Raw genomic sequence first — 24,444 nt, 5'->3', positions numbered from 1 at the left:
ATCGATAACCGCTATCCACATGCCATAATGCGGTCGCGGGTCGGACGTGAACCGTGACCCGGCGGTCGATCAAAGGCGTGAGGTGGATGCGGCGGTGACAAAGCAGGCCATCGGAACGCCGGCGCGGTGCTGAGCGTGGCGGAGTAAAATCCGGCCGTTGGTAAGGTTGCTTCTTTTGGGAGCGGCCGGGGATGTTTGCCGTGGAGAGCTATGCCGCCGTTCGGCGTTTCGTGTTCGTGGAGGGTCACAGCCGTCGCGAGGCGGCGCGGGTGTTCGGGCTGAACCGAGAGACGGTGGCCAAGATGTGCCGGTTCTCGCTGCCACCGGGATATACGCGCAAGGAGCCGGCGGCGAAGCCGAAGCTGGGGCCGCTGCTGCCGGTGATCGATGCGATCCTGGCAGCGGACCACGCAGCGCCTGTGAAGCAGCGGCATACGGCCAAGCGGATCTTCGAACGGCTGCGCGACGAGCATGGCTTTGCCGGCGGATATACCGTGGTGAAGGATCATGTCCGGCTTTGCCGGGCGCGCGGGCGCGAGACGTTCGTTCCGCTGGCACACCCGCCGGGTCATGCGCAGGTGGATTTTGGCGAGGCGGTCGGCGTGATCGGCGGGGTGCGCCAGAAGATCCACTTCCTGTGCATGGACCTGCCGCAGTCGGATGCCTGCTTTGTTAAGGCCTATCCACGCGAGACCACCGAGGCGTTCCTCGACGGGCATGTGTCGGCGTTCGCGTTCTTCGGCGGCGTGCCGCTATCGATCCTGTACGAAAACACGACGATCGCGGTGGCGAAGATCCTGGGCGACGGGAAGCGCGAACGCACGCGCGCCTTCACCGAACTGTGCAGCCATTACCTGTTCCGCGATCGCTTCGCCCGGCCGGCCAAGGGCAACGACAAGGGCAAGGTCGAAGGGCTGGTCAAGTTCTCACGTGCCAACTTCATGGTGCCGGTCCCGCACGCCGCCAGCTTCGATGATCTGAACGCCGTGCTGGAAGAGCGCTGCCGCGCTCGGCAGCGCGATCATGCCGGCCGCCATGCCGAGACGATCGGCGAGCGGCTGGTGGCCGATCACGCAGCGCTGCGACCGCTGCCGGCGGTGCCGTTGGAGCCCTGCGAGAAGCGCGCGGCACGGGTCTCGTCGATGGCGCTCGTGCGCTATCGGACCAACGACTACTCGGTGCCGACCGCTTACGGCTTCCAGGACGTGGTGGTGAAGGGCTTCGTGGACGAGGTCGTGATCCTGTGCGGCGGCAAGGAGATCGCTCGCCACCAGCGGTGCTATGGCGAGGGCGTGTTCGTCGCCGACCCGCTCCACTATCTGGCGCTGATCGAGACCAAGCCGGGTGCGCTCGATCAGGCCGCAGCGTTGCAAGACTGGGCGTTGCCGGACGTGTTCCAGCACCTGCGACACCTGCTCGAAGCGCGGATGGGCAACCGGGGCAAGCGCGAGTTTATCCAGGTACTGCGCCTGCTGGAGGCGCTGCCGCTCGACATCGTCACGGGCGCGGTGACCCATGCGATCCAGATCGGTGCGGTCGGGTTCGATGCGATCAAGCTGATCTCGCTGGCGCGCATCGAGCGGCGACCAGCCCGGCTCGATCTGGCGGCGTATCCGCACCTGCCGCGAACGGCGGTGAAGACGACCTCGGCCGCCGATTATGCGGTGCTGGCGGCATGAGCGGCGCACCCGATACGATGCCGGTCGGCACGATGAGCGGCACACCGCAGGTGCTGCTGGCGCATCACCTCAAGCAGCTGAAGCTGCCCACCGTGCTGCGCGAGTATGATAAGGTCGCCCGCGAGTGCGCGCGCGACGGCACGGACCATCCGCGCTACCTGCTGCGGCTCATCGAGCTCGAGCTGATCGATCGCGAACGGCGCACGATCGAGCGGCGTATCCGGGCGGCACGGTTCCCGGCGGTGAAGAGCTTCGACACGTTCGAGTTTACCGCCATCCCGAGCCTCAACAAGATGCTCGTTCTGGAGCTTGCCCGTTGTGAGTATGTCCTGCGGCGCGAGAACATCATTGCGCTTGGCAACAGCGGCACGGGCAAGACGCATGTCGCGCTCGCCCTCGGCTTGGCCGCCTGCCAGAAGGGCTTTACCGTGACGTTCACGACCGCGGCCGCGCTGGTCAGCCAGCTGCTGGAAGCGCGCGACGAACGCCGCCTGCTGAAGATGCAGCGCGACCTTGCGGCGGTGAAGCTACTGATCATCGACGAGCTTGGCTATGTACCGCTGTCGCCCACGGGTGCCGAGCTGCTGTTCGAAGTGTTCTCCCAAAGGTACGAGCGTGGCTCCACGATCGTCACCTCCAACCTGCCGTTCGAGGACTGGACCCAGGTGCTGGGCAGCGAGCGGCTCACCGGTGCGCTGCTCGACCGGCTCACCCATCACGTCAGCATCCTGACCATGAGCGGCGACAGCTATCGGCTGAAGCAGTCGGCCGGACGTCGGCGCTCTGCCGCCAGGGCGGAGCAAAACCAGGCCACCGAGATCATCGACCTCGAAACCGGCGAGATCACCACCGCCTGATCGACGACGACAACGATATGAAGAGGGCCCCGATCGGGGCCCTCTTCATATCGTCAGGCCCACATCAACAATGGCCTGCTTTTACTCCGCCCCGCTGGCCTGGAATCCGACCGGCGTTGACAGGCGGATTACCTCTGCCACCGGTGTGCCCGTCTCCGCCTGCTTCAACGCAAACGCGATCTGTTCGTCTGTGTACTTCGACTTCTTCATGTCCCAGCTCCTCGCCCGTAGGCTCTAAAGGGCCGGAAAACTCTCACTCAAACTGGATGAAAAAACAGGGGGGACGTCACGCGATGTCGATAAGGGCTATGCGGTGCGACCGCTGCTCGATATGCGCAATCCTCAAATAGGGATTGATGAAACTTGGCTTCCGCGAGTTTAATAGCGAGCAGCACTTGAAAGGCCTTGGTTTCCGATTGGAATAAGCTTCGATCTGGGAATAGGTGGGTATGGTAAGTTACCGGTTGCCACCCTGATGCGGTAAGCCGCGGTATGGCTGTAAAAGCGCGATAACAGGTTCGTTCAGGGATTATATTATGCGACCGTCCAAGATGTTAGAACTTCTGGCTGCACCGGGTACGGACGAACCATTGTCGTTGGTGGTAACAGGCTACGCGGATGAAGAGGCTTATAGTGGGTGGCTGGAGGATAGCGCCGGCAAGGTCTGGGCGCGTCTGGAAGCTTTCCGGTTCAACTTCGTCAAGTTCGAGGCCGTGACGGCGGACGAGCGTCAAAAAGTGGCGGAGGTCGGCCCACAGAACGTTAAAATTCCATCACATTCATACACGAGCGCATTGGACAATCGTTTCCGGTGGACTGGCGATACGCTCGAGCTGGATGGTTATCTGAAGGGATTTGGCGGTGCTGAAATGCCCGTTGCGCTTGAATTCGAGTCAGACGCGACCGTTATCGAGATCATTTTCAATGCTCACGGTTGGTCGGGAATTGCCGCCATAGAAATTAATGGTCAATACCGTGACAATATTGATTTATTCAACAGAGAAAATAATATTGGGAGACGTTATAAAATCGGGAACAAAAAAAAAGAAAAACTGCGTTTAAAGGTTTATCCGGTTGGTAAAAACCCTCAATCTCAGGGCCGTGAAATCCTTCTGGATGGCCTTATCGAACATTACGACGATCTTATTACTCCGGTCTATTCAAAGGTGGACGCGCGGAATCGCGGCGGTGCGTTTCGCCATCGCTTTTTCGAAATCGTAGAAACACTCGGCCCCGACGCCGTGATTGTCGACGTGGGCGGCGGGCGGCGGCAGCTCGCCGATCCGCGTTATATCAATCTCGAATATTCTCCGTTCGAGGAGCCCGACATTTTTGGCGACGCAACTGCGCTTCCCTTCAAAAGTGGTAGCATCGACTTCATTTATACCGCGGCTGTGCTGGAGCATGTGCGCGATCCCTTGCAGATGGGCCGTGAAATCCATCGGGTTTTGAAGTCAGGCGCATCGTTGATCGCAAATTCAGCATTCATGCAACCGGTTCACAGTGAGGGTCAGCACTTTTTTAACCTCACGCCCTACGGGATTGATCTGACGTTCGCGATGTTTCGAAATAGAAAGGTGTGGTGGGATACCGGGTTTGCTTCGACTATTCGATGGTTCGTTGAGGTGACCGAAATGCGTAATAGTAATAATATCGAATCGGTTAACCGGTTTTTACAGTTATCTGAAGATTTATCTGAGAGTATTTCAGAGGAAAAGGGCATGTATATAGCGGAGAGCGTTTGGGTGGAGGCAATAAAATGAACATAATCAAAGTAAAGGTTTTACATTAAATTGTATTAAGTTCGAGTTTTTTGCCAAAAACCTGCAAGCCGGTGCGAGAGATCGCGTGACGGGGCTCATCAAGGTCCCGCACTCGAACTCAACTAGACCATAGACTCATCTATGGACGCCCCTTTGGTTGAAAGCGCTATTTGATAGTTTCTAGCCAGGGTCAGATGCTGACATCTGTCCGGCCTGTCACGCAGCGATAAAACTAACGGCGCGTATGGGATTTTGCAGACCGGACACATTTCATAAAGGCGTGCTCCCACGCACTATGGGTCTATCTAGGTGTTTGATCCCACGGTTTGATGGTGCGATCCTTTCGTTGGAATGGAAGGAAGCCATATGGGACAGGTACGTCACGGGAGCGCCACGACCACGCACGCCGTCAGAGCAGCAATACAGCGATCGCAAGCTTCGCTCTCGGAGTTGAGCCGGGAGCTTGGGATCAACCCCAAGACAGTGGCGAAGTGGCGGAAGCGGGCGACGGTCGAGGATATGAAGACCGGGCCGAAGGCCCCTCATTCCACGACCCTGACTGAAGCCGAGGAGGCGGCGGTCGTGGCGTTCCGGCGTCATACGTTGCTGCCACTGGATGACTGCCTTTATGCGTTGCAGCCGTCGATCCCGCATTTGACGCGGTCAGCGCTGCACCGATGTTTGCAGCGTCACGGCATCTCCCGCCTGCCGGACATTGAGGGCGACAAGCCGAAGCGACAGCGCTTCAAGCGCTACCCGATCGGCTTCTTTCACATCGATATCGCCGAGGTGCAGACCGCCGAAGGCAAGCTCTATCTGTTCGTCGGCATCGACCGCACGAGTAAATTCGCGGTCACCCAGCTCGTCGAGAAGGCTGACAGGCGAACCGCGTGGGAGTTCCTCGAACACGTGCTGAAAACTGTGCCCTACAGGATCCATACAATCCTGACCGACAATGGCATCCAGTTCGCCGAGCAACCGCGCAACCGCAACACCGCCTGGTCGCGGCAGATGCGCTTCGACATGATCTGTGAGGCGAACGATATCGAGCACCGGCTCACCAAGCCGAACCACCCTTGGACCAATGGGCAGGTCGAGCGGATGGACCGCACCATCAAGGAGGCGACCGTCAAACGCTTCCACTACGAGAACCATGACCAGCTACGGACGCACCTCGCCGACTTCATGGCTGCCTATAACTTCGCCCGCAGGCTCAAGACGCTCGGGGGCCTCACGCCTTACGAATACATCGCCAAAATCTGGACGTCAGAGCCGGATAGGTTCATCGTGGATCCGATCCACCAGATGCCGGGACTAAACACCTAGCAGGCTTTGGCAGAACTGCGGAATGCGGGGCTGGTAGCGTTTCACCGCAATGAGGACAATGCCGCTGGGGCGGGCGCAACAGGCGATCGATGATGGCCTGACGAACAGCTTGCAGACCCGGTTGAGGCGGTGGTCTGGAGCCGCTTTTTTTCCGGCCCGCCGCAGCGAGCCTTCGCGTTTGCAGGAAGGCGTAGGCGATCATCGTCATGAGCACGTGACGATGCAGCCCGGTCCAAGATCGGCCTTCAAAGTGCTCGAGGCCGAGTTCTTCCTTGAGCTGCTGATGCGCCTGTTCACAGATCCAGCGGGCCTTGATAGCCCCAGCGACGTCTTTGATCGGGGTGTCGGCGGTAAGATTGGAGAGATAGTACTTCCGCTCGCCGTTGGAGCCATGCTCGCCCACCAGCCAGGCTTCTTCGCCCGGCATATGCTGTGCGCCGGCCGCCCCGATCCGCTGTGACGCACCATCGGCAATGCGTACGCGCATGGCGGCGAAGCGGGCTGTCAAGCGGCCCTTGGTTCCCCGGCGCCAACTGACCTGTCGCCATTTCGCCTCTTCGAGCATGGCATGGGCTGCTCGTGATTTGACGTCGGGCACGTGCCGAACTCGTGGTCGGCCACGCCCCGCCACCGGGAAGGTCAGCTGTACGTCGGCGGGATACACCTTTTAGTGGCGGGAAATGCCGACCGCCCAGCACAATCCGCATGCGCTGAGCGCCTGCCGGAACGGTGCCGACAGGCCATAACCGGCATCGGCCAGGACGCAGCCGAAGCGCACACCGGCCGCGATGACGCGGTCGATCTCAGCAATGGCGATGTCGGGCTTCGTTCGATATGCTTGAAAAGTTTCGGTCACGGCGGCCCTCGACATCCGCGCGGTATCGCTTGTCCAGCTTTCCGGCAGGAATAGCCGCAGACCCAGCATCACCGGAACTTCTCCCGAACCCGGCGTCACCGAGACCAGCGTCTGGCAGTTCGCGTTCTTGCCTAGCACCGTGGCGTATTGCGGCGCGACACCGACCGAGGCCTTGCCCTTCTTGGGAAGCGCCGTGTCGTCGATAATCAGCCAGGCCTTGTCGCCTCCGACCAAAGCATCCGCTTGCCGCCAAAGGCGCGCGTCCAGCGGCGCACTGTCCCAGATCCCCCGCGCCGATGAACTGGTGCAGCCGGTCATAGCTGATCGCGTCCCCGCGCGCTGCAATCGGCTGAATGCTCTTGCGATCGCCCGGGCCGATCAGGCCAGCGATGTAGGCCGGGCACATCCGCCGTCGCTTCTTGTTGCCCAGATCCTGCAGATACGGCTCAAGCCACCGCTCGAGATCGCCCTGCCAATCCTGTTTCATCGCCAGCCCCCTTCAAAGCTGGTTCCCTACGAATCACTCATTTCCTGCGCAGGGAATCCCCGAAACTATATTTTTGCCAAAGTAGTGCTAGTTCTTACGGACCCGTTTCGCCGATTATTGTGCAATACTCTCCTTCGACAGAATGCGCCTTCCGAGGCCTCTGGCCGAATACGCGTCGTAGGACCGCTCGATCAGGCATTGAGCCCCGTTGTGGCCTTTCACATCGGCGCCGTGCACCACGCCTCTGCGCATATTGCCGAGCGTGACGATCACAATGTGGAGGTTACGAACCTTGATCTTCTTGCTGGCGTCGTAGCCGCACGGCCCGTCAGCTTCGGTGGTCTTAACGGACTGGCTGTCGATGATGCTCGCGGTTGGTTCGGCCTTGCGGCCCTCTGTAACCCGCACCCATGCCACCAGCGCCGCGTTGACGGCATCGGATTGGCCGCGGCCGCGCATCGCGTAGAGATTCTATTGTACCGTAGTGAAAGGCCGAAAGTCCTTGGGCAATTGTGCCTATTAACACCCTTTTGATATGATATTCTTAATCGTATCCCAGAGGGTCCGCGCCTTGTGCCTGCGGAGGCGTCCCACCTTGGAGGTTCGCCTTAATAACGGCCGGACGACAGCTTATTGCTCATCAGCGCAGTCTCTTGCATAGCGCAGTCTACTTCTGTCATACTCGCGCCGAGCGATTTCGGTCCAGCCCATGTGATCCTCGTATTTTTCGCAAACCTTGGTAAATTGCAAGCCGATGAAATCGATTAAATAAATTTCGGACGGAGCGCCGTGTATTTATAATAAATTATGATACAATCTTATTTGTTATTTTGATTTATTTTTTCTTAATAAAAAAATAATTTTCCATATTACAAATTGTTGAGTTATGAATATTATTGTAAAAAATCTATCATTATTATATGCTGGCTTTTTGAGTTGCGCGTCATGCTATGCTCAAGGAGCGGACGCGCATAATAAAACTGTATTATCTCAAAATGAATTGTATGATTTAATAAATCATAATAATATAATATTACAAAATAGAATATATATAATATCTTCAAATGATATTGGGAATAATCAATTATTCGACGGGAGCGGTACTACTGTCACTGCCGCGACTGGACTAAGTATATTTTCTATGACGGGGTTCCATTCAGGCGTTGCAAATGTTTACATTGCTGACAATCGCAAAGCTATTATGACTGCGATAGACGTTGGAGATGGACGATTTGAATATATAAGAGACGCAAATATTGTTAATACAGGGCAGGGAGCCGTAATATTGCACGGATCTAGTGGTAATGGTCTGGCTCAGTTGACAAATATTACGGCAGAGCAGATTTCAGGAACTGGGATTTATATTGGTTCTAATGTACACGAGGTGCGGGCATCCTCAATTTATATGGCTGGTGTTATAGACTATTTTGGAGGCCTCGGGCTTCCTAGAATTGGATCTATTGGCTGGCGCCAGAACACGCCTGTGGTTGGAGACGTAGCCGTCGGCGGGCATCAGGTCAGTCGGACAAATATGATTTCGTCGGATGTCGGATACTGGCTTACCGATGCCCAACTTTCTACTTTTTCTCAATCGATCGCCGATGCCAACCGATCCTATGGATTGATTGTTGATGGTAAAAGTGATGAGATTCTGTTCGATGATTTTTTCTGCGCCTTCAATCGTGGGATCAAAATTGCTGGAGGCAGTACGAACATTAGGCTGACTAACCTTCGAACCAAAAACATTGGTGAGATTCCATTTTGGGGACAGGGTGGGTGGTACGGCTCAATCCGCACCTTCTACGATGTTACGGTCGAGGATAAAGCGCAACTGACTATAGATGGAAATAGCTGGAAAGGAAACAAGCGCGTCTTTGTCGCGCCTGGCGCCAAATTAATCGTTACCGGAGGCGAATATTATCGCGGGAGAAGCGTAGGCGACACTCCAGGGGGGGCTTCCGTATATTTGACCGAGCGGGGCTCGGTAGATGAGCGAGACGACGCGACGTGGCGGGTAGCCGATAATGGCTATATTTTTGCCATTGATTACAATGTTAGTGCAGCGCCGGGTTTTGGTGAAAAATATACTGTCATTGTTCAGGTTAATGGTCTTGACACATCGCTACGCACAACAATTAGTGGAGCGGATAAATTTAGTTCTCAATCCTATGGCCCGATATCGGTAAAAAAAGATCAGATTATTACTTTTAAATTACAGACTAGTAATGGAGCTAATATACGCGCTAGACATACTGTAAATGTTCAGAAGCTTCCAGAATAATGCTTATCTATAAATGATATGATGAGTTGCTAGCGGTCTTATTGGCACCAAGTTAGGGTCAGGACTCATAACCACCAGGTGATGGCGGCTACGAGGTATATCGCGCCGAGGAAGTTGGTGGCGAGTTTGTCGTAGCGGGTGGCGATGCGGCGATAATCCTTGAGGCGGCAGAAAATGCGCTCGACGGCGTTTCGCCCCTTGTAGAGCGAGCGCGAGAAGCAGCTTTTCCAGCGGCGGTTGGCCTTTGATGGGATGTTGGGCACAGCGCCCTGACGTTCGATCAGTTCGCGGATCGCGTTGGTGTCATATGCGTTGTCGGCCAGCACGATGGTACGCGGCGCAAGATCATCGAGCAGGACATCGTCGGCACGGCAGTCGGCGATGTTGCCGCCGGTCAGCAGGAAGCGGAGCGGGCGACCTTGACCGTCGGTGAGCGCGTGGAGCTTGCTGTTTCGGCCACCTCGGCTGATCCCGATCGCCCGGACGAGCGCCCCCCTTTTCCGCCGCCTGCCGAGCGGTGGGCTTTCATGTGCGTGCTATCGATCAGGACTTCGGCAGGCGGCGCGCCCGTTGCTGCCAGCGTGACGAACATCTCCTGCCAGATGCCTTTTGCCGCCCACCGCATGAACCGATTGTAGAGCGTCTTTCTCGGACCGTAGCAGGCGGGGGCATCTACCCACCGGCCACCCGACTTCACCACATGGATGATGCCGCTGATCACTCGCCGGTCATCGACCCGCGCGACACCTCGGATCTTGTTCGGCAGCAACGGACGAAGCCGCTCGAACTGCTATTCGCTCAACCAGAACTCGCTCAAATTCAGGCTCCTGCTGTTGCCAAGCCTGAATCACATTCTCGCCGCCAAGGGAATCAAGCTTATGGGTCCTGACCTGCTCCCCAGAAATCATACCATTGGTAAGTTAGCTCGTCAGATGGAGACGAGCGATGCGGCGAAGCCGATTTACCAAGGATCAGATCATTGGAGTGCTGCGGGAGCATGAGGCCGGCGTGAAGACAGCCGACCTTTGCCGCAAGTATGGGATTAGCGATGCGACCTTTTACACCTGGAAGTCAAAGTACGGTGGGCTGACGGTGTCCGACGCTGCGCGGTTGCGCGCGCTGGAGGACGAGAACCGACGGCTGAAGAAGCTGCTGGCGAAGTCGATGCTCGACGTGTCTGCGCTGAAGGATTTGCTAGGAAAAAACCGACTCGGTCTGCAGAGCGCTACGCTGCGGTGGAGAAGCTGATGGCCGACCACGGCTTCTCCGAGCGTCGCGCCTGCAGGCTGATCGGGGTAAATCGGTCGGCATGGCAATATGAGCCGCTTCGCGGGCAGGAGGATGCTGTACGCGTGCGGATGCGCGAGAGCGCGAACGAGCGACGCCGGTTCGGCTATCGACGTCTGGCGATCCTGCTCAAGCGTAAGGGCAATGGCATGAACCTGAAGAAGGTCTATCGGCTATATCGCGCGGAGCGGCTGACGGTGCGCAAACGTGGCGGCCGGAAGCGCGCTGGGCACGCGGGCACCGATGGCGATCCCACAGGAACCCAACCAGCGCTGGTCGCTCGACTTCGTGTCGGACTCGTTGGTCTGCGGCCGGCGGTTCCGCCTGCTCAACATCATCGACGATTACAGCCGGGAATGCCTAGCCTGCATCGTCGATACCTCGCTGTCGGGTCGGCGGGTTGTTCGCGAGTTGAGCACTATCGCCGAACGTCGCGGCCTGCCGTGCATGGTGGTCAGCGACAACGGCACCGAGCTGACCAGTCACGCCGTTCTAGCCTGGTGCCAAGACACGGGGGTCGAGTGGCATTACATCGCGCCGGGCAAGCCACAGCAGAACGGCTTTGTGGAATCGTTTAATGGTCGCTTGCGCGACGAGTGCCTGAACGACCACCTGTTGCAATCGCTGCCTGCGGCGAGACGGATCATCGAGGCATGGCGGACGGACTACAACACCGTGCGTCCGCACAGCAGTCTTGGCGGGTTGGCACCCGCCGAGTTTACGGACCGCCCCCGCCAAGGGCATATGAACACCAAAGCTAAGGTATCAGCGGCCTGAAAACGGGGAGCACGTCACTGGAGGCGGCCTCAGCCGCGATGCCTGACAAAGTGATTCGTTCGGTCGTCGGCGCAAGCTACAGGTTCGGCCGTCGCACTTAGGGGCGACCCGCGCTTTCGTTTGATGGTCCCGGCAACCGAAGACCGAGGAGAATTGACCACGTTGCGTACAGGCTAAATCCAGGAAATCCGAACAAGCCCAATCCGATATGAAAATTCACGTCATTCCCGTAAGCCATGGAGTCGTTCGAAAAGACAGCTAAGCCGCCATTGAAGAGGAAGTTTAGACAAACGCCAACCAGACCGAGGCCAGCCACCAGACCCCAAATCTTCATCCAGCCGGGAAAGGCGATGGGGTTCTTACAATTGACGGCTACCAGCCATACGCCAACCAGGCCCATCGGAAGCATGAAGAGAATGTCGGATATCGCGACATCGACCATCGCTGCCAGTCGGAGAATTGCCACCCCAGCCAGAGCTACAACCCCCAAGATGGTCCAACCTTGGAATATTCCATTTCGACCCGGCGCCGGCGATCGCCGACCGCTCATGCCAAAAAGCCTAATCGCCACCGGAATCATCATCAGGACCTGAACAGCGAACGACAAAAACTGCACGGTCAAGAGCAGCGCGCCCATGGGCGGGACACCGCCGGACGTCTGCATCTGGAGAGACGGCGTCGTAACGTAAGCGATGAGGCTTCCGAACGCACAGATGCCAAGACCGCCGCTCATGATCGCCAGCCATGCGGTTGAACGGCTTATCGCGTGGCTGCTATCGCCAGGTGTCGAACGAGTCATACGGCCTGCCCCCAATGAAATTGAGCCACAAATCAGATCCCGACGCAGGATGGTCGAGACATTGCTGCTAGCGAACTGTGATTCAGAGAGCTTACGCGGTTTGCATAACTTTGTAGCTGCTAGTGGTTCTCTACGCCAACCTGGGATCAGACCGATCATGCGCAACGACTGCTTTCGGCTGAAGGCGCAGTTTATATCCGGTTCCTCGAATGGCCGCTACGTCCCAAATCAAGCCGTTCCGGCGCTCGCGCTCGCGACACGAACTGGCGGCCGAAGTTGGGAATGCTAAAGGGGTCCTTGAGTATCGACTTTTTGGGGCAAACTTTCTGCCCGCGAAACGGCGCTTGGCGAGATCAACTGAGGGAGATGGTGCCAAACTTTAACTCGGTTCGATCTTGCTCGTATGCGCAGCTATGAGGCGCCCGAGGGCCGAGAAGTCGAGCCGCGCGGGTACGTACTGCCCGGCGCTATACGGACTGACGGCGGCGGCGCGCATCGACTGAGGGAGCTTTGCGAGCCAGTTCGCATGCAACCTGGCGCGCGCCGCAGGGCCACACCAACCGGGTACGGTTTGACCCTGCCGCGCTTCATGACGCCAGACGCGCGTGGTGACGAGAAGGTGCGCATGTGGTGTAACGGTTGCTTGACCACCAGCATGCGTCCTGGCGTGTATCGACCATGCGACCGCGGGACCATGAGCGGCAATACTGCAGAGAGCATAATCATGGGTCATGGCGATCCAAGTATCAGGGTGTTCATTGGCAGGGAGCGTCACGACGACATGCCAGGCGCGGACATCATCGGCGGCGAGGTGATCCGTAGATTCGTCGAGTTCGCGCCAGATGCGGCCAGGTTCTTCCGCCCAGCAGGGATGATTTGCGGGAAGCTCGAGCCCGTGAGCGATGAGGTCGTCGCGGTGGCTGTAGTCGATTTGACCGCGGGCGTCGGCCCCGACCCCGCGCGTGATGTATAGGTAGTTGGCCATCGCACTGGCATGTGTGCAGCGGCGATCGCCGCTCATTTGGTGCCAGCCTGCTTTCGAGACGGGCCGGATGCTGACGGGGCGGCGATCGTGCAACGGAAAATTGGTCATGGCGTTCATGTGAATACTCCTTGAGTAGCGTGTGCCGCGCCGAAGCCCTGCACCAGGGCCAGCCCCGGCACGCTTGGCAGATTTCTGATTTGGGAGATTGGCGAGCTCGGCGTTCGACGATCAGCCGGCTTGTCGGACCCCGGCCGCATGCTCACGAAACGCCGCAAGCGCACGGCGGGCAGGATGCTCATGATCGTCGAAGTCGCCAAAGCTGTTCGTCCAACAGGCCCAACCCCTCGCTGCTTCCCGCATCATCGTGCGCTCCGCCTCTGCGGGATCGGGTAGCAATGCTGCTGGAAGCTCAGGCACGCATGGCGGATGCGGGGCGGGGCCACAGAGGCACGGCATTGCGGTTACTGGGGCCTGTTTCATGTGCCACGTCATCGATCGTGGCAGGTCACGCCAACGGCCATCCGGGTCTGCAATCGCGGCAACTGTGCGGGGATGACGAGCCGGGTCTATCAATGCTGCAAGGCGCCGCGTTACCGGCCACCAACTGTCCCAGCTGATGATGACACCCGACTGAGGTATCCGCTGTTCCAGCCAGTAAAGCAGTGCAAGTATGTCGCCATCGCGCAGGACCTGTGCATTGCTGGCGAACCGATAGCCTTCCTCCTGGGGCGTGGCAGTGAACAGGCCGACCCCAATCAAGGCACGATCGTCGGGCTGGTGGCACATCTGGTAACAGGTCGCGACGGTTCGCAGAACGATAGCGGTGGCGAAAGGCTCGAAGCCACGAGGTTCGATGGTGTCGAGAAGCATGATAGTTTCCTTGTTTATTTGAGGTTGGGGTTCCGCTGCGGAGGGGCTTCGGCTCGGCGGCGCGGATATGGTCGACCAGCTGGATGGTCAGAGCTGAGCCGACGGAAGCGCTTCCAGATGGACGGCAGCAGCGGGAAAATCGGCTGCGCGCAGCCAGGTGGCGAGGTGCCCCTCGATGACCTCGTGGACCCGGAAGCCGAGGCTCGACCTCGCCGCGATCTGATGCATGGCGAGACGCCACACGGCGATCACATCAAGTTGCAACGTGTCGACGATCTTCTCGCCGCGACCGGTGCACCAGCCAATGAAGTCGCGGGCAGGATCGGGCGTCGCGCACGGGATAGACAGCTCCGCACAGCACTCGCCGAGCGTGATCGGTTCGCCATCCTTATCGGCGCCCATGTCGATGATGGTCCTGCCGCGGCCGCCCAGATTGCGTACGGCAGCGGACGAGCGCGCTCTCGGCAGTGTCTTGAGTAGACGAACACTTTCCTTCAGCTCGAAGCCCGCGAGTGTGGTGCGATCATCGCCAAGCCGCGTCTCGAGCCAGGGGATTAAGCCTTCGCCTGGGTCCTTGGCGGTGAGTACGGCTGTATGGAGCGCGAAGGTGACGATGCCACCCTGGATAGAGCCGCTGAACGTCGCCGCACCGATGATTTGCGGGTTTGAATTTTCGAGTTCGTGGCCGACGTCGAGCCTGGCAAAACAGACGGCAGTGATAACATGAGATGCGTTCATGAGGGATGGTCCCGATGGCGCGCGATGCCGCGCGCCGCATCACCGGTCAGGGCGACGAGGTCGACGGCATGCACATTGCGTGATCGCTCCGAATGGAGCAGCGGACACCGTCTTCGAGCGACACGAGACGGTGGAAGAACCCTGGGGCGAAGCTGACTTTCGCCACCTTCCTTTTCCCTTCCCCTGGATTCTTCCCTTCGCCTTCTCTCGAAGTCTTCGAGACGGGCTGATGCCCGGCGCGGCTGAGCCTTTTCGTTGCTGCTGCTGGTTCTACAGGCTCAAGAGTGGCGGCTACGCAGGTGTTGCGCATCTTACTTTTCCTTATCGTGAGGCTGATCCGGTCCGCACACCTGTTGGTCCATCGTGTGGCCGCGCGACCGGTGCGACGAGGCCAACCAAACCTTGGCCGTCGCTGGATCTAATGTTTAGTTCTGCCACGCGACCGGAGGTTTCCCCGCGTACGGGAGGTTTTTGAAAAAGCGGAACCAGATGACCGTTTCTGATCCTTTTTGACGTCTTCGGCGCGTTTCGTAATAGGCTTCACAGCCGCTGCGCGGTCGATCAGTTCATGCAAGACGGCCGGGTGATCGCCGCAATCCTGGGCCGCTTGCAAGGCGCGCAGGTAAAGATCGTCGCAACGTTTCTTGCGCGTCACTGCGGCCTTTCCGGCTTCGCTGTTCGGCGCCGTGTCGAGGTAAAAGTCGGCCTCGTCCCGCCAGCGTGAGAACATCGCCGTTAGGGATGCCGGCATGGTAACCGGAACCACCACTGCTCGCACGGACCCGCCGCCTGCGGGTGCCAGCTTGCGTTCGATCTCCGTCACGCTCTGCGCGACAGACGCGAGACATTCGACTCGCTCTTCCTGCTGTTCGCGGTATGCGATGGTGAGCATTTCCTGGGCTCCAGGATGCAGAAGACGCATAAGGTTTGCGTCGCTCCAGCCAAGCACTTGGCGGATGTCGGGAACGACAATATTATCGACTTGGCTGAGTATCGGCGAGGTGTCGGATGGGGCGATCATCTCCCGGAAAAGCGCATCCCCCTGCGTCCATCCAGCACGCGCTGCCGCTGCGCCACGCGCACCATATCTGCCTGCGTCGTAGCGCCACATGCCGTTGGAAATCTCGCTGGGCCACGCTGCGCCAGGTTCGTAAACGGTCTCCAGAAGCTCCCCAACCTGGCTGCGAACTGCGGGGTGCTGCATGTATAGCGCGAAGCGATCGCCTAACGCTTGGTCACCACCGGCAAAAACGGGCGCATGCCGTTTTCCTTTTGTGTCGAGCTCCCAGCGCAGCACCGTGGGATCCTCTCGAATCGCGAGCAGGAACGCCGCATATTCCGGTGTTGGATTCCCGTGATCACCTTTGTGAAAGAGCGATCGGTCGAGAAGCTTTTTTCGGCGCGCGGCGAGTTTTGCTCGCTCCTTCTGCTGGGCTTGTCGCAACTGGATGAGCAGCATCGCATCACGCACCCCTGCATCGTCGGGCCGCTGCGCAGGCGGAGCGGGAAGCATGGGACCTGCCATCTTGCGCCCGGTATTCGACCTGCTGGCACCGTCCAGTTCGATGTCGAACGGGACTATTGGTGTCGATGGGCGGGGCACCTGCGCGCGCGCGGGAGCACGCACGGCGACCTTTGTGTCCGCCAAGCTACTGGATCCTGTGTCAAGAGTGGCCAGGCTATGCTTCGCGTCAAAGAAGGGGCGGGGAGGAGTCGCCTCAGCCGAGCCCGGCGTTCGTTTAACGCGGTCGGATTGTCTCTTGATAGCAGGGCGCGGCAAAGCGCGGCGAGCACCGTTTACACTCTTTGAGACCGGGATGGCGACGATGTCGGGGCGCGCCAGTGGCCGCCGCTTTTTGGCGGTCGGGCCGGCCAATTCGACTGGGCGTGAGACGGCTTTCAGGACCTCGCTTTTGAGAACCGGCACCGTGACTTCGATCGGCCGCGGGGGCATCGCCAGCTTTTCCTTAAACCACCGAAGGCGCAGTGCGGCGTACCGTTTGAGGTTGTCGGCGATAATGCGGATATTCTCTTCAACGACCCCGACATACTCGCCGCGCCGATAGGCTTCGGTCTGCTCGCGACCGACCTTCTTCGTCGGTTTCAGCGAAAGCCCGCGTTCCTGCATCGACAGCGAAGTATAAATGTGATGCCGCCCTTCCTCACGGCTGACCTGGGTCATTGTGTCTGCAACCACGGCGCGAAGGAGGCGTATGCCGATCGGTCTGGAAAGGTCGGTGCGAAGCTCGGTCGCGACCTCCCAATCAGATCCCCCAGCATAGCGCATCGGCCGGAACCCGGCTTGAATATGAGCATGGTAGTTGCGCTCGTCGCTATGTGGATCGGGCGGATGGACAGCTGCCGCATATGGCAGGCCGTGACGACCGAAAAATTCCTCGCAGACTTGGTGTACGATGCTGAAGCGCGCGTCCGGACTGATGTCCTTGGGCAAGCGCACGATGACCCGTATTTCGATATTGGCGTTGGCGCGGCTGGCGCGCGCGACATCCTCCTTGAGGTCCATGGCGGCCGCCACGAGTTCTGGCGTCGGCCCCATGTTCGAGCAGCGTGAGAGACCGCCCGACGAGAGGCGTTCTACGGCATTTTCTGCCCAGATGTAGTTCAGATGGAGACGAGCGCAGCCTGGCCGATACCGCGTATCGTTAGCGCCGACCGAGGTCATCTGGACTAAGATTCCGCGCCGACCAGCGCGGTCGAGGATGACGATGCCCATCCGGGGCAGGCGCCGTGTCGGCGGTATATCCTCACGCTTTCTACGGTTCGCCGGCACCGGCTTTTTCTTCTCATGAACATGGGCCGTTAGCCGAACCGTCACCCCTTCCAGTTCACGCTCCAGCTTCGCCGTCGCGATGATGTGACGGCGCATTGCGCGGTCGCTGCGCGTTATCGCGGCCAACCGGTTTTGCTCGATCCGCATGTCGCGCAACATAGCGCGCTCGGCATTCTCACAGCGGCCGAACTGCTGGCGAAGGCGCTCGGGCGTCGCGTCGATGAGGACGTCGCCGATGTTGAACGCAGGCTTCGAAAGTTGGGCAGGAAGGGGGGCAGGAAGGGGGGCAGGGGGGTGGGATCGGCGACTGGGTCGCCGCGCTTGCGTTTTGCAAAAACGCTTATCTCGCATCCCACCCCCAAAATTGACTGAACAACTGGTGCGAAGGTCGTGCCTCTGATTTCTGGATGCGCCCATGGTAATGGCTGCCGCGCGTTTAAATTCAGCCATTACCAAGGGCAGAAGATCTTCAGCCGGGCATCATGCCCTGGATGACGACGCAACCCGCCTCGAAAGACCGTGTACTCCCCTCGCGTAAGGCCGCCCTGCCGCGATGGGATGCGCCGCTCCTCGGCCATCCTCATCGTAGCTACTATACGCTTGGCGGTCTGGCGGTCGCGGTCGGTATGGCGGCGGACGACGCTACCGCACTGGCCGGGCTGCTAGCCGTACCCTTCCAGGACGCGACGCGCTGGGTCGAGGAAGCAGCAGCAGATTCAGCCGATCGCTATGCGATGCGTATCCTGTACCGGGCGCTCGATCGGCACCGCGGCGACTGCGAGGCAGTGGGGCGGCGGATGATCGCGGCGCGTCGGGATCGCGCCGAGCCGCCGCTGGGGTGCAGCGCGGGGGACGCCGCCCGGTTCGTGCTCGGCAGCCAGTTCCACGGCTATGGCCTGCGCTATACGCATGCGCCAGCGCTCGCCGGGCTGTGCGCACTCGGGACGCCTGTAATGCTGGAGCGCCTGCGCATCGTGCCGGGCCGGGGTCGCACGCTTGGAGGGCGACTGTTGCCTGGCCTGCGCGAGGGCTTCGCCGATCTCGATCGTATCGGGCGAGTGTCGGCGTTCAACCGGGGGGCCGCGGCTTACGCTGAACGCTGCCGCAGATTTGCCGATCGCGAAGCGGCCAGTGTCGATCGTAGTTGGCGCGATGCGCCCGTCACCCGGCGGCAACGCTGGACGATCCTTGATACGACCGATGGCCTCGGGATCGAACTGCCGGATTGCCAGACCTGCGGTGAGGCGGCCGACTGGTTGTCTGCGCACGGCGCCATCCTTAAATATCGAAAGGGAAAGCGATGAGCGGCAACACCCAATCCCTGTCCGGCGAGGCCGCCGGGGGCGATCTCGCTGAAAAGCACAACGCCCTGCTCGAGGCGCTCGGTCGCGCCGAAATCGACATCGTTCGATTGAAGAAGCAGGTCCAGCGTGCGCCGGCCGAGCAGCTGGAAACGCTGCTTGTACAGGCTGGACGACTGGTCGATGAACGCGCGCAAGTTCTGGCAGAGTTGGTGCCGGTGGAGGCCGCGCTTATATCCAGGCGATATCGTGAACTCGAAACGGCTCGGGACCGTTGGGTGGGCGATATCGAGGATGAGCAGGCAGCCGGCCATTTGCCAAGTGACGACGAGGTGTGGTGATGGAAGACTTGACCCCGCTGATCCAGCGGCTGACGCTGATGCACAAAATGCCCGAAAGAGCCGACTTGCTGATGTCGGTCCCGGCAGCATGCGGTGTGGTGGACAAAGGTGTTCTTCTCGGAGGGCTGCAGTCGGGAATCGACTATCGGCCCGGGGGCTACGAAAGCTTCTCTGGAGCGACGTCGCTAGTTGCTCGCATACCCGCCGGCATACGCATGAGCCGGCTCGCCTTTGGCGGCGACGTGCGGGCGCTGGTCGCGGTCCGGGACGGCGACGTTCCAGCAGGGCTTTTCCATCTTCCCGACGAAAAGCAGGCCCTTATCGGATTCCTCGCGGAGCGAGCCGGGTTGTGGAATGGTGATGGCGATCCGGGAAGTGAAAATATCGAGGCCTCGCTCGAGCGCTTTTACGGCTTCCGACTCGGTGATGTTGCCGAAGGCCTGCTCGAGATTGGGCGCGAGGATCGGGTGGCCTACGTGCTACTGCTCAGTCTTGAGTTTAACCTGGCACTCGCGAAGCGCCCGAGCCTGGGCGCGAGGAGCGCCCGTTTTCCGCGGCTCAAGCGCGGGCTGCTCGACGCGGTGCTCATGCTCGCCGAGCTCGAGCGACTGCGGAGCATCGTCGGCAGTCTCGCCGCTCGGCTGTACGGCGCTCGGCGGGATGATGAGGTAGGCATTCCGCTCTCCAGCGCTGAGGCGGTCCGTATGCTGAGCGGTCGAGAGGGATCATGCGACGCGTTTGATGATCGTTTCGTGGCGTATCTGGGTGATGCACAATTCCATGTCGAGACTCTACTCTGGCACGCCGACGCCGGGCCGCGGACCATCGATCCGCAGGACCCCCTGCTCAAGCTGCTGATGGACGACAGTGATGTGCGCGCATCCATGCGCCACCCGGAGGCACGAGCTCGACTTCTCAACCGGCTGAAAGAAGCGCGAAGTTCCCGGCCGAACCGGGGAGGCAAGACCATGCCGATCGGGCTTGCCCGCTTCATGGGTCTCGACATCCTCGATACGGCCACTGTCGGTCTGGTCGAGATCGGCCACGGTGTCGACCGCCTAAGCAACAAGCGCGTGACCGGATCCCAGCAGCTCGCTCGAAAGACGGCGTTCTGGACCCTCTTCCTGAAGCTGCTGGGAAACGTGGCTACGGACCTTTCTGATCGTGCGCTCGCCAGCGGGCGGCGCGGTCCGATGCCGCCGTTCGGCGAGGATGCGAAAGACCGGGAATTTGGCGAAGCTCGCATGCGCCGTGCGCAGGGCCGCAACGGCCTGATCCATGTCTATCTTCCGGTCGCGGCGACGCCCGTTGGTGCAGGACGCTTCGTGCCCGATCACTGGCTGAACCGCGATCGTCATCTGCCATTCTGGCGAGGCATCGTTCAGGATTTTCAAAGAGGCGGATTGGGCGGAGCGTTCGACGCTTTGCCCACTGAGTGGAAGCCCGCTTTGCTCGCGCGCATAACCGCGCTGCGCGAAACCTTGCATGCGATCCGCGATCGGGTCTCAGACGCAGAAAATGTGGACGTCACAGCGTCCGCGGTGTCGGCGCTGTTCACGGGGCTGACCCCCCTCACGAGCGATCCGCTGTTGGCCTATGTGCTCCAGCGTCACCGCAAGGCACGCAAGGGTGATTGGCTGCCCGGGATCGTCGCTGCCTCTCAGTCGATCCATGACGAATCGGAGATAGCGGCGGCCGTTAAGGCATCGCAGGACAAAACGACGAAATGACGAGCACCTCGACCACTCGTCATCTGTCCAGGCCGATGGCCACGATGCTGGAAGCGGCCGGGCTTACGGTCGATATCGTCGATGACGCCATTGGCGAACAGATTGCGAAAGGTCGTCCCAGCGCACTTCGCGCCGGACATCCGCTCGTGGATCGGCTTCGGGCGGAAACCGGTCTCGGCGTCGTGCTCGTTGGCCGACGGTATCGTCGTCTCATGCTTGAAATAGAGCAGCCGGTCGAACGGGAAATGCGTTGGATCTACCGAGAGCACAGCCCGGTCCGGTCCGATTTCCTATGTCGTGGGAAAATCCCGGATACCTTTGCCGCCGGTCTTGGCGGAGAACCACTCTCCCGGCTTGCGGATCCGCCATGGCAGATCGGCACTGCGATCATCGAGACCGTGACTGTTCTTCATGATGGCTGGCTGTCCGTGGCCATCACGCCCTGCTGGCTGGACTTCAAATCGGGCGAGTGATGACCGTGCTTGGCACCGGGCAAGCCTGAGCCGTACTGACGGGGCATGACCGAATCACCTACGCCTCGCCTGGGATCCGTTCACCTCGAAGATCTCGCAAGCTTTGTGTTGATGAGCGGATGCGCAGGCCAACGAGCAGAGGCCGCGCGTCCGCTGAGCGAAACCGCCCGGGCACGCCTTCGCGCCCGACTAAAGCAAATCGGTCGCGCTAATTGGCCAGCGACGATCAAGGACGATCCTCTTCTGCGCCGCGGATATACGCTGCAGCAATGCTGTCGCTTGATCACCGCGTTGCTGCTAATCGACGCCCATCTCAATCCCAGCGTCGCTATACCGATAGCGCGTGCCGGCGAGCAGCTATTCTTGCACGCGATGATTTCGCGCATGGCTCCCGATAACGGCACCCAACGAGATTCCGCCGACGATCTCATCGCCGTCATCCTCCTTGCCGAGCTGGTCGAGCTGGTCGATCCCGACCAGGCCGTGTCGCCATCATCGGCCCTGCGCCTGCTGGCGCGCAAAGACCTGCCAATGCTCTGGGACCGACCCCCCGGGCTTAAACATCCCGGCCAGCGACTTGTCGTGGATATCGGCGCAGCCGCTGCCAGCATGTGGCTCTGGATCAGCGAACGGCGCCTGCTGCCGCAGGACGCATTGTGGGAGCTCGCTTCGACGGCAGGACTAAACGATAGTCTTTGAGATAGGGAAGTATCCGAATACTTGACGCTGGGCTTGGGGCGGTATAGATCTGCCTTCGAACAGCGGAAAGGAACGTCATGTCTGTCGATCTCGCCCTCGCCCGTGTCCGCCCGTGGGGCGCATCTCTGCAGCCGGTTACGGTCGGTCGCTCGCATACGGTTCTGCAGGCGCCGGACGGTCGCCTGTGGGACAGCGTTCGCGATGTCTTCTGGGGCCAGCACCTCAACATGTGCATGTGCGAGGATCAGGAGGATCAGCTCGAGCTGATGCGAGCAACTCTGCGGTGCGTGTCCGAGGATCTGCATCGCATCGATCCTGACGCGATGACCGAGTTTCTGTTCGGCGGCAGCGAGATGTTCTTTCGTCACTATTTGCTGACGCTCGGCCATCATGAGCTCATCGAGCACGGTGCCACCGCCTTCAAGCATGCCGCGCTGTCGCCACTCGGCTGGTCGGTGCTGGCGATGCTCGAGGCAACCCGCCCCGTCATCGTCGATCAGAAGGACCCGGCAAAAACGCGAGCCGCCAAAATCCAACGCGCGGAGCGGCGCGTGTTCGCTCGATAAGGAGAGACGACATGCCCCATTACATTCCGTACGCACCTGCCTCTCACGGCAGCGATGCCGACCGCGCCGGCGACACACTCTTCGAGCGTATGCGGCGGGGGACGCAGATGCCCACCCATAATGAGGTCAAACCGGCGGACGGCGGCGCCGGGTTGAATGCCAGCGAGGGGCCGCTGGTCGCCATCGACCTGACAACCTCCGAAGGCAGCGCTGTTCGCTTCGCTAGAGCTGATTTCGACGGGAAGCCGGGCGTAGTCATGCAGGAGCAGGACGGGGAGGGCGCCTGGCGCGATGTCTGGTCTTTGCCGACGCAGTCGATCGACGCAATGGAAGGCATGATTGGCTGGCTGAACACGCAAGGTCATCGCTGGGATCGGTTCGCGCGCATGTTGCATCGTCAGGGTGCCGATGAGCTCACCGCCTGGATCTTCGAACTGATGGTAGTGCCCTCCACAGCGCACGCGACCGCGCCGCGCTTCGACCCTCGGCAAGGCTGGGCCACGATCGACCAATACGGCCGCGTGGTACGCGACGACTGCGCCTGCCGTGCGCGCTCGATCCAGCACAGCCGGCACTTCTGATCGGACGAGCCTCCTCATGTATAACGATCCAAATTGGTTCTTTACCGACGATCCGGTTCAGATGTGGGGCCGGCAGCTCGTATATCACGAAGTCCGTGACGGCGATGATCAGGTCATCACGCCGGATAACCGACGCTACACGTCGTTGCGGCGAGCGTTCGCGCTTTACCGGGTCGGACTCGGTGACCGCGGTCCCGGTGACGAGCAGCTGGACGTGATGCGACGGACGCTCAGCTGGCTCCACTGTCGCCGCTACGAACAGCCCGTGATCGAGGCGAATGCCAAATGCCCGGCGTCCGCCCGGCACGAGAAGGTCGATGACCGACGAGTGATCTGCGACGTGTTCGGAGGGTCACGCCCGCTGTTCGAACATTATTTGCTGCACCTCGACATGCTCGGGCTTACTACCCTCATCGACCGCGGCGACTACGGTCTGACCCGCGAGGGTCAGGCCGCGCTTATCATGCTCGAACTCACACGGCCGCGCTCGGGCGTGCTAACGTCGGTCCGTTGGCTGATCTATGAGATAAAGCAGGGGAAGTGGATCAGCGTCGACCCGAACCGTTGGGCGAACGGGATTATCGCCATTGAAAAAAACGCCGGCTAACCCGCCAACTCAGTGACGGACCACATTGCGAGATGAATCACACCGGGTTCGCCGGAGGCCCCACTCCTGAGAAGGAGGAGCCCGTATGAGCAAGACAACGAACAAGTTTGCGCCGGAAGTTGGCGATCTACTGCGCGAGGTGACAATTGCCCGGTCGCTCGGCCTGCCGGTTGAGGGAGTCTCCCTCTACCCGATCCTGGACCATCCCTGCTGGGACGAGGATCGCTACTGTCCCACTAACCTGCTTGCCCGTTCGGAGAACGTCGCGGACCTTATCGCGTTTCCGCCGCTTGCCGAGACGATTCTGGAAGCAAATTTGGTCTAGTCGGGGAAGAACGGGATTGTCCCGGTTGGCGCGGATCGGAAGCCGCTCCAGTCACTGGCGTTCCGCGCGCGGGGCCGCACTGTTTCGCCGAAGCGCCAGAACACGGTTTCTCGTTCATGCGGCCCCGCTTGCACGAGCGTCCGGCTTTAGCCCAAAGGCAATGCTACGATGCGGTGGATGTGACGGGCTTGAATCCAGTGAAGCGAGCCCGACTGCCGCTCGACCATCATTCTTCGTCAACCATCGTCCGGATCAAAGGTGAAAGCCTCCTCGATACATCCGCCTGACAGGATAGTGGTGTCGAACGATCAGAGATGGTCAGGCG

General features: G+C 60.0%; 21 protein-coding genes and 3 pseudogenes. 15 read left to right on the top strand and 9 right to left on the bottom strand.

The window, feature by feature from the left end:
* Window positions 1-191: 191 nt before the first annotated feature.
* Both istA and istB read left to right on the top strand, forming a co-directional pair.
* Complete coding sequence (gene istA, locus IE187_RS10665; RefSeq protein WP_189676203.1) at window positions 192-1,679, top strand: IS21 family transposase; 1,488 nt, start codon at window positions 192-194, stop codon at window positions 1,677-1,679.
* Window positions 1,676-2,536: an IS21-like element helper ATPase IstB gene (istB, locus tag IE187_RS10660; RefSeq protein ID WP_189676202.1), complete on the top strand. Its 861-nt coding sequence runs from the start codon at window positions 1,676-1,678 to the stop codon at window positions 2,534-2,536. Before istA ends, istB begins: the two co-directional genes overlap by 4 nt.
* A gap of 123 nt (window positions 2,537-2,659) precedes the next feature.
* On the opposite strand, the pseudogene IE187_RS10655 reads toward istB, so the two are convergent.
* A pseudogene (locus IE187_RS10655) lies at window positions 2,660-2,746 on the bottom strand (transposase); the annotation flags it as partial.
* Window positions 2,747-3,087: 341 nt separating this feature from the next.
* Here IE187_RS10655 and IE187_RS10650 point away from each other — a divergent pair.
* Window positions 3,088-4,299: a methyltransferase domain-containing protein gene (locus IE187_RS10650; RefSeq protein ID WP_189676201.1), complete on the top strand. Its 1,212-nt coding sequence runs from the start codon at window positions 3,088-3,090 to the stop codon at window positions 4,297-4,299.
* 366 nt (window positions 4,300-4,665) lie between these two features.
* Window positions 4,666-5,625, top strand: coding sequence for an IS481 family transposase (locus IE187_RS10645; protein ID WP_189676200.1), 960 nt, complete (start codon window positions 4,666-4,668; stop codon window positions 5,623-5,625).
* Between the two features lie 41 nt (window positions 5,626-5,666).
* Here IE187_RS10645 and IE187_RS10640 read toward each other — a convergent pair.
* Window positions 5,667-6,968, bottom strand: a pseudogene (locus IE187_RS10640) (IS701 family transposase).
* Window positions 6,969-7,082: 114 nt separating this feature from the next.
* Complete coding sequence (locus IE187_RS10635; protein ID WP_189676199.1) at window positions 7,083-7,427, bottom strand: transposase; 345 nt, start codon at window positions 7,425-7,427, stop codon at window positions 7,083-7,085.
* A 427-nt stretch (window positions 7,428-7,854) separates the two neighbouring features.
* On the opposite strand from IE187_RS10635, the gene IE187_RS10630 reads away from it, so the two are divergent.
* The gene (locus IE187_RS10630) at window positions 7,855-9,249 is read left to right on the top strand and encodes a hypothetical protein (protein ID WP_189676198.1); all 1,395 of its coding nucleotides are present in this window, start codon (window positions 7,855-7,857) and stop codon (window positions 9,247-9,249) included.
* Between the two features lie 65 nt (window positions 9,250-9,314).
* Here IE187_RS10630 and IE187_RS10625 read toward each other — a convergent pair.
* Window positions 9,315-10,018, bottom strand: a protein-coding gene (locus tag IE187_RS10625; RefSeq protein WP_229839352.1) for an IS5 family transposase whose coding sequence is annotated in 2 segments (ribosomal slippage) — window positions 9,315-9,731 and window positions 9,734-10,018 — 702 coding nt in all. Because the reading frame shifts where the segments join, the coding sequence is not laid out codon by codon here.
* 176 nt (window positions 10,019-10,194) lie between these two features.
* Between IE187_RS10625 and IE187_RS10620 the strand changes: the two are divergent.
* Window positions 10,195-11,313: pseudogene (locus tag IE187_RS10620) on the top strand (IS3 family transposase).
* Between the two features lie 97 nt (window positions 11,314-11,410).
* Here IE187_RS10620 and IE187_RS10615 read toward each other — a convergent pair.
* The 5 genes from IE187_RS10615 to IE187_RS10595 form a co-directional block, all read right to left on the bottom strand.
* A complete protein-coding gene (locus tag IE187_RS10615) occupies window positions 11,411-12,046 on the bottom strand; it encodes a hypothetical protein (RefSeq protein WP_229839351.1) in 636 nt (211 codons plus the stop codon).
* 445 nt (window positions 12,047-12,491) lie between these two features.
* Window positions 12,492-13,214: a MobA/MobL family protein gene (locus IE187_RS10610; protein WP_189676196.1), complete on the bottom strand. Its 723-nt coding sequence runs from the start codon at window positions 13,212-13,214 to the stop codon at window positions 12,492-12,494.
* A gap of 111 nt (window positions 13,215-13,325) precedes the next feature.
* Window positions 13,326-13,967 carry a hypothetical protein gene (locus tag IE187_RS10605; protein WP_189676195.1) on the bottom strand — a complete coding sequence of 214 codons (642 nt, stop codon included), beginning with the start codon at window positions 13,965-13,967 and terminating at the stop codon, window positions 13,326-13,328.
* Window positions 13,968-14,054: 87 nt separating this feature from the next.
* Window positions 14,055-14,705 (bottom strand): hypothetical protein, encoded by a 651-nt coding sequence (locus IE187_RS10600; protein WP_189676194.1) that lies wholly within the window; start codon window positions 14,703-14,705, stop codon window positions 14,055-14,057.
* A 418-nt stretch (window positions 14,706-15,123) separates the two neighbouring features.
* Window positions 15,124-17,655 carry a hypothetical protein gene (locus IE187_RS10595; RefSeq protein WP_189676193.1) on the bottom strand — a complete coding sequence of 844 codons (2,532 nt, stop codon included), beginning with the start codon at window positions 17,653-17,655 and terminating at the stop codon, window positions 15,124-15,126.
* Between the two features lie 467 nt (window positions 17,656-18,122).
* Here IE187_RS10595 and IE187_RS10590 point away from each other — a divergent pair, with 467 nt between their 5' ends.
* From IE187_RS10590 to IE187_RS10550, 9 genes are all read left to right on the top strand, one after another.
* Window positions 18,123-18,800: a hypothetical protein gene (locus IE187_RS10590; protein ID WP_189676192.1), complete on the top strand. Its 678-nt coding sequence runs from the start codon at window positions 18,123-18,125 to the stop codon at window positions 18,798-18,800.
* Window positions 18,797-19,138 (top strand): hypothetical protein, encoded by a 342-nt coding sequence (locus IE187_RS10585; RefSeq protein ID WP_189676191.1) that lies wholly within the window; start codon window positions 18,797-18,799, stop codon window positions 19,136-19,138. Before IE187_RS10590 ends, IE187_RS10585 begins: the two co-directional genes overlap by 4 nt.
* The gene (locus IE187_RS10580) at window positions 19,138-20,868 is read left to right on the top strand and encodes a hypothetical protein (protein ID WP_189676190.1); all 1,731 of its coding nucleotides are present in this window, start codon (window positions 19,138-19,140) and stop codon (window positions 20,866-20,868) included. The genes IE187_RS10585 and IE187_RS10580 overlap by 1 nt, the downstream gene beginning before the upstream one ends.
* Window positions 20,865-21,341 carry a hypothetical protein gene (locus tag IE187_RS10575; RefSeq protein ID WP_189676189.1) on the top strand — a complete coding sequence of 159 codons (477 nt, stop codon included), beginning with the start codon at window positions 20,865-20,867 and terminating at the stop codon, window positions 21,339-21,341. The genes IE187_RS10580 and IE187_RS10575 overlap by 4 nt, the downstream gene beginning before the upstream one ends.
* 279 nt (window positions 21,342-21,620) lie before the next feature.
* The gene (locus IE187_RS10570; RefSeq protein WP_189676188.1) at window positions 21,621-22,040 is read left to right on the top strand and encodes a hypothetical protein; all 420 of its coding nucleotides are present in this window, start codon (window positions 21,621-21,623) and stop codon (window positions 22,038-22,040) included.
* A gap of 77 nt (window positions 22,041-22,117) precedes the next feature.
* Entirely contained in the window at window positions 22,118-22,606 is a 489-nt protein-coding gene (locus IE187_RS10565) for a hypothetical protein (RefSeq protein ID WP_189676187.1), read from the top strand.
* 11 nt (window positions 22,607-22,617) lie between these two features.
* The gene (locus IE187_RS10560) at window positions 22,618-23,187 is read left to right on the top strand and encodes a hypothetical protein (protein ID WP_189676186.1); all 570 of its coding nucleotides are present in this window, start codon (window positions 22,618-22,620) and stop codon (window positions 23,185-23,187) included.
* A 16-nt stretch (window positions 23,188-23,203) separates the two neighbouring features.
* Window positions 23,204-23,794: a hypothetical protein gene (locus IE187_RS10555; protein WP_189676185.1), complete on the top strand. Its 591-nt coding sequence runs from the start codon at window positions 23,204-23,206 to the stop codon at window positions 23,792-23,794.
* An 85-nt stretch (window positions 23,795-23,879) separates the two neighbouring features.
* A complete protein-coding gene (locus IE187_RS10550) occupies window positions 23,880-24,119 on the top strand; it encodes a hypothetical protein (RefSeq protein WP_189676184.1) in 240 nt (79 codons plus the stop codon).
* Window positions 24,120-24,444: the final 325 nt, after the last annotated feature.

The organism is Sphingomonas glacialis (assembly GCF_014653575.1).
GTDB lineage: Bacteria > Pseudomonadota > Alphaproteobacteria > Sphingomonadales > Sphingomonadaceae > Sphingomonas > Sphingomonas glacialis.
The sequence above is the reverse complement of the archived record's forward strand: the minus strand, read 5'-3'. Positions and strand labels throughout refer to the sequence as shown.

Coding starts and splice junctions, on each gene's coding strand:
- IE187_RS10580 (WP_189676190.1), top strand. CDS start 19,138: ATGGAAGACTTGACCCCGCTGATCCAGCGGCTGACGCTGATGCACAAA.
- IE187_RS10575 (WP_189676189.1), top strand. CDS start 20,865: ATGACGAGCACCTCGACCACTCGTCATCTGTCCAGGCCGATGGCCACG.
- IE187_RS10565 (WP_189676187.1), top strand. CDS start 22,118: ATGTCTGTCGATCTCGCCCTCGCCCGTGTCCGCCCGTGGGGCGCATCT.
- IE187_RS10645 (WP_189676200.1), top strand. CDS start 4,666: ATGGGACAGGTACGTCACGGGAGCGCCACGACCACGCACGCCGTCAGA.
- IE187_RS10615 (WP_229839351.1), bottom strand. CDS start 12,046: ATGAGCGGCGGTCTTGGCATCTGTGCGTTCGGAAGCCTCATCGCTTAC.
- IE187_RS10610 (WP_189676196.1), bottom strand. CDS start 13,214: ATGAACGCCATGACCAATTTTCCGTTGCACGATCGCCGCCCCGTCAGC.
- IE187_RS10630 (WP_189676198.1), top strand. CDS start 7,855: ATGAATATTATTGTAAAAAATCTATCATTATTATATGCTGGCTTTTTG.
- IE187_RS10590 (WP_189676192.1), top strand. CDS start 18,123: ATGGCGGCGGACGACGCTACCGCACTGGCCGGGCTGCTAGCCGTACCC.
- istB (WP_189676202.1), top strand. CDS start 1,676: ATGAGCGGCGCACCCGATACGATGCCGGTCGGCACGATGAGCGGCACA.
- IE187_RS10635 (WP_189676199.1), bottom strand. CDS start 7,427: ATGCGCGGCCGCGGCCAATCCGATGCCGTCAACGCGGCGCTGGTGGCA.
- IE187_RS10550 (WP_189676184.1), top strand. CDS start 23,880: ATGAGCAAGACAACGAACAAGTTTGCGCCGGAAGTTGGCGATCTACTG.
- IE187_RS10560 (WP_189676186.1), top strand. CDS start 22,618: ATGCCCCATTACATTCCGTACGCACCTGCCTCTCACGGCAGCGATGCC.
- IE187_RS10555 (WP_189676185.1), top strand. CDS start 23,204: ATGTATAACGATCCAAATTGGTTCTTTACCGACGATCCGGTTCAGATG.
- IE187_RS10600 (WP_189676194.1), bottom strand. CDS start 14,705: ATGAACGCATCTCATGTTATCACTGCCGTCTGTTTTGCCAGGCTCGAC.
- IE187_RS10650 (WP_189676201.1), top strand. CDS start 3,088: ATGTTAGAACTTCTGGCTGCACCGGGTACGGACGAACCATTGTCGTTG.
- istA (WP_189676203.1), top strand. CDS start 192: ATGTTTGCCGTGGAGAGCTATGCCGCCGTTCGGCGTTTCGTGTTCGTG.
- IE187_RS10595 (WP_189676193.1), bottom strand. CDS start 17,655: ATGTTGCGCGACATGCGGATCGAGCAAAACCGGTTGGCCGCGATAACG.
- IE187_RS10585 (WP_189676191.1), top strand. CDS start 18,797: ATGAGCGGCAACACCCAATCCCTGTCCGGCGAGGCCGCCGGGGGCGAT.
- IE187_RS10605 (WP_189676195.1), bottom strand. CDS start 13,967: ATGCTTCTCGACACCATCGAACCTCGTGGCTTCGAGCCTTTCGCCACC.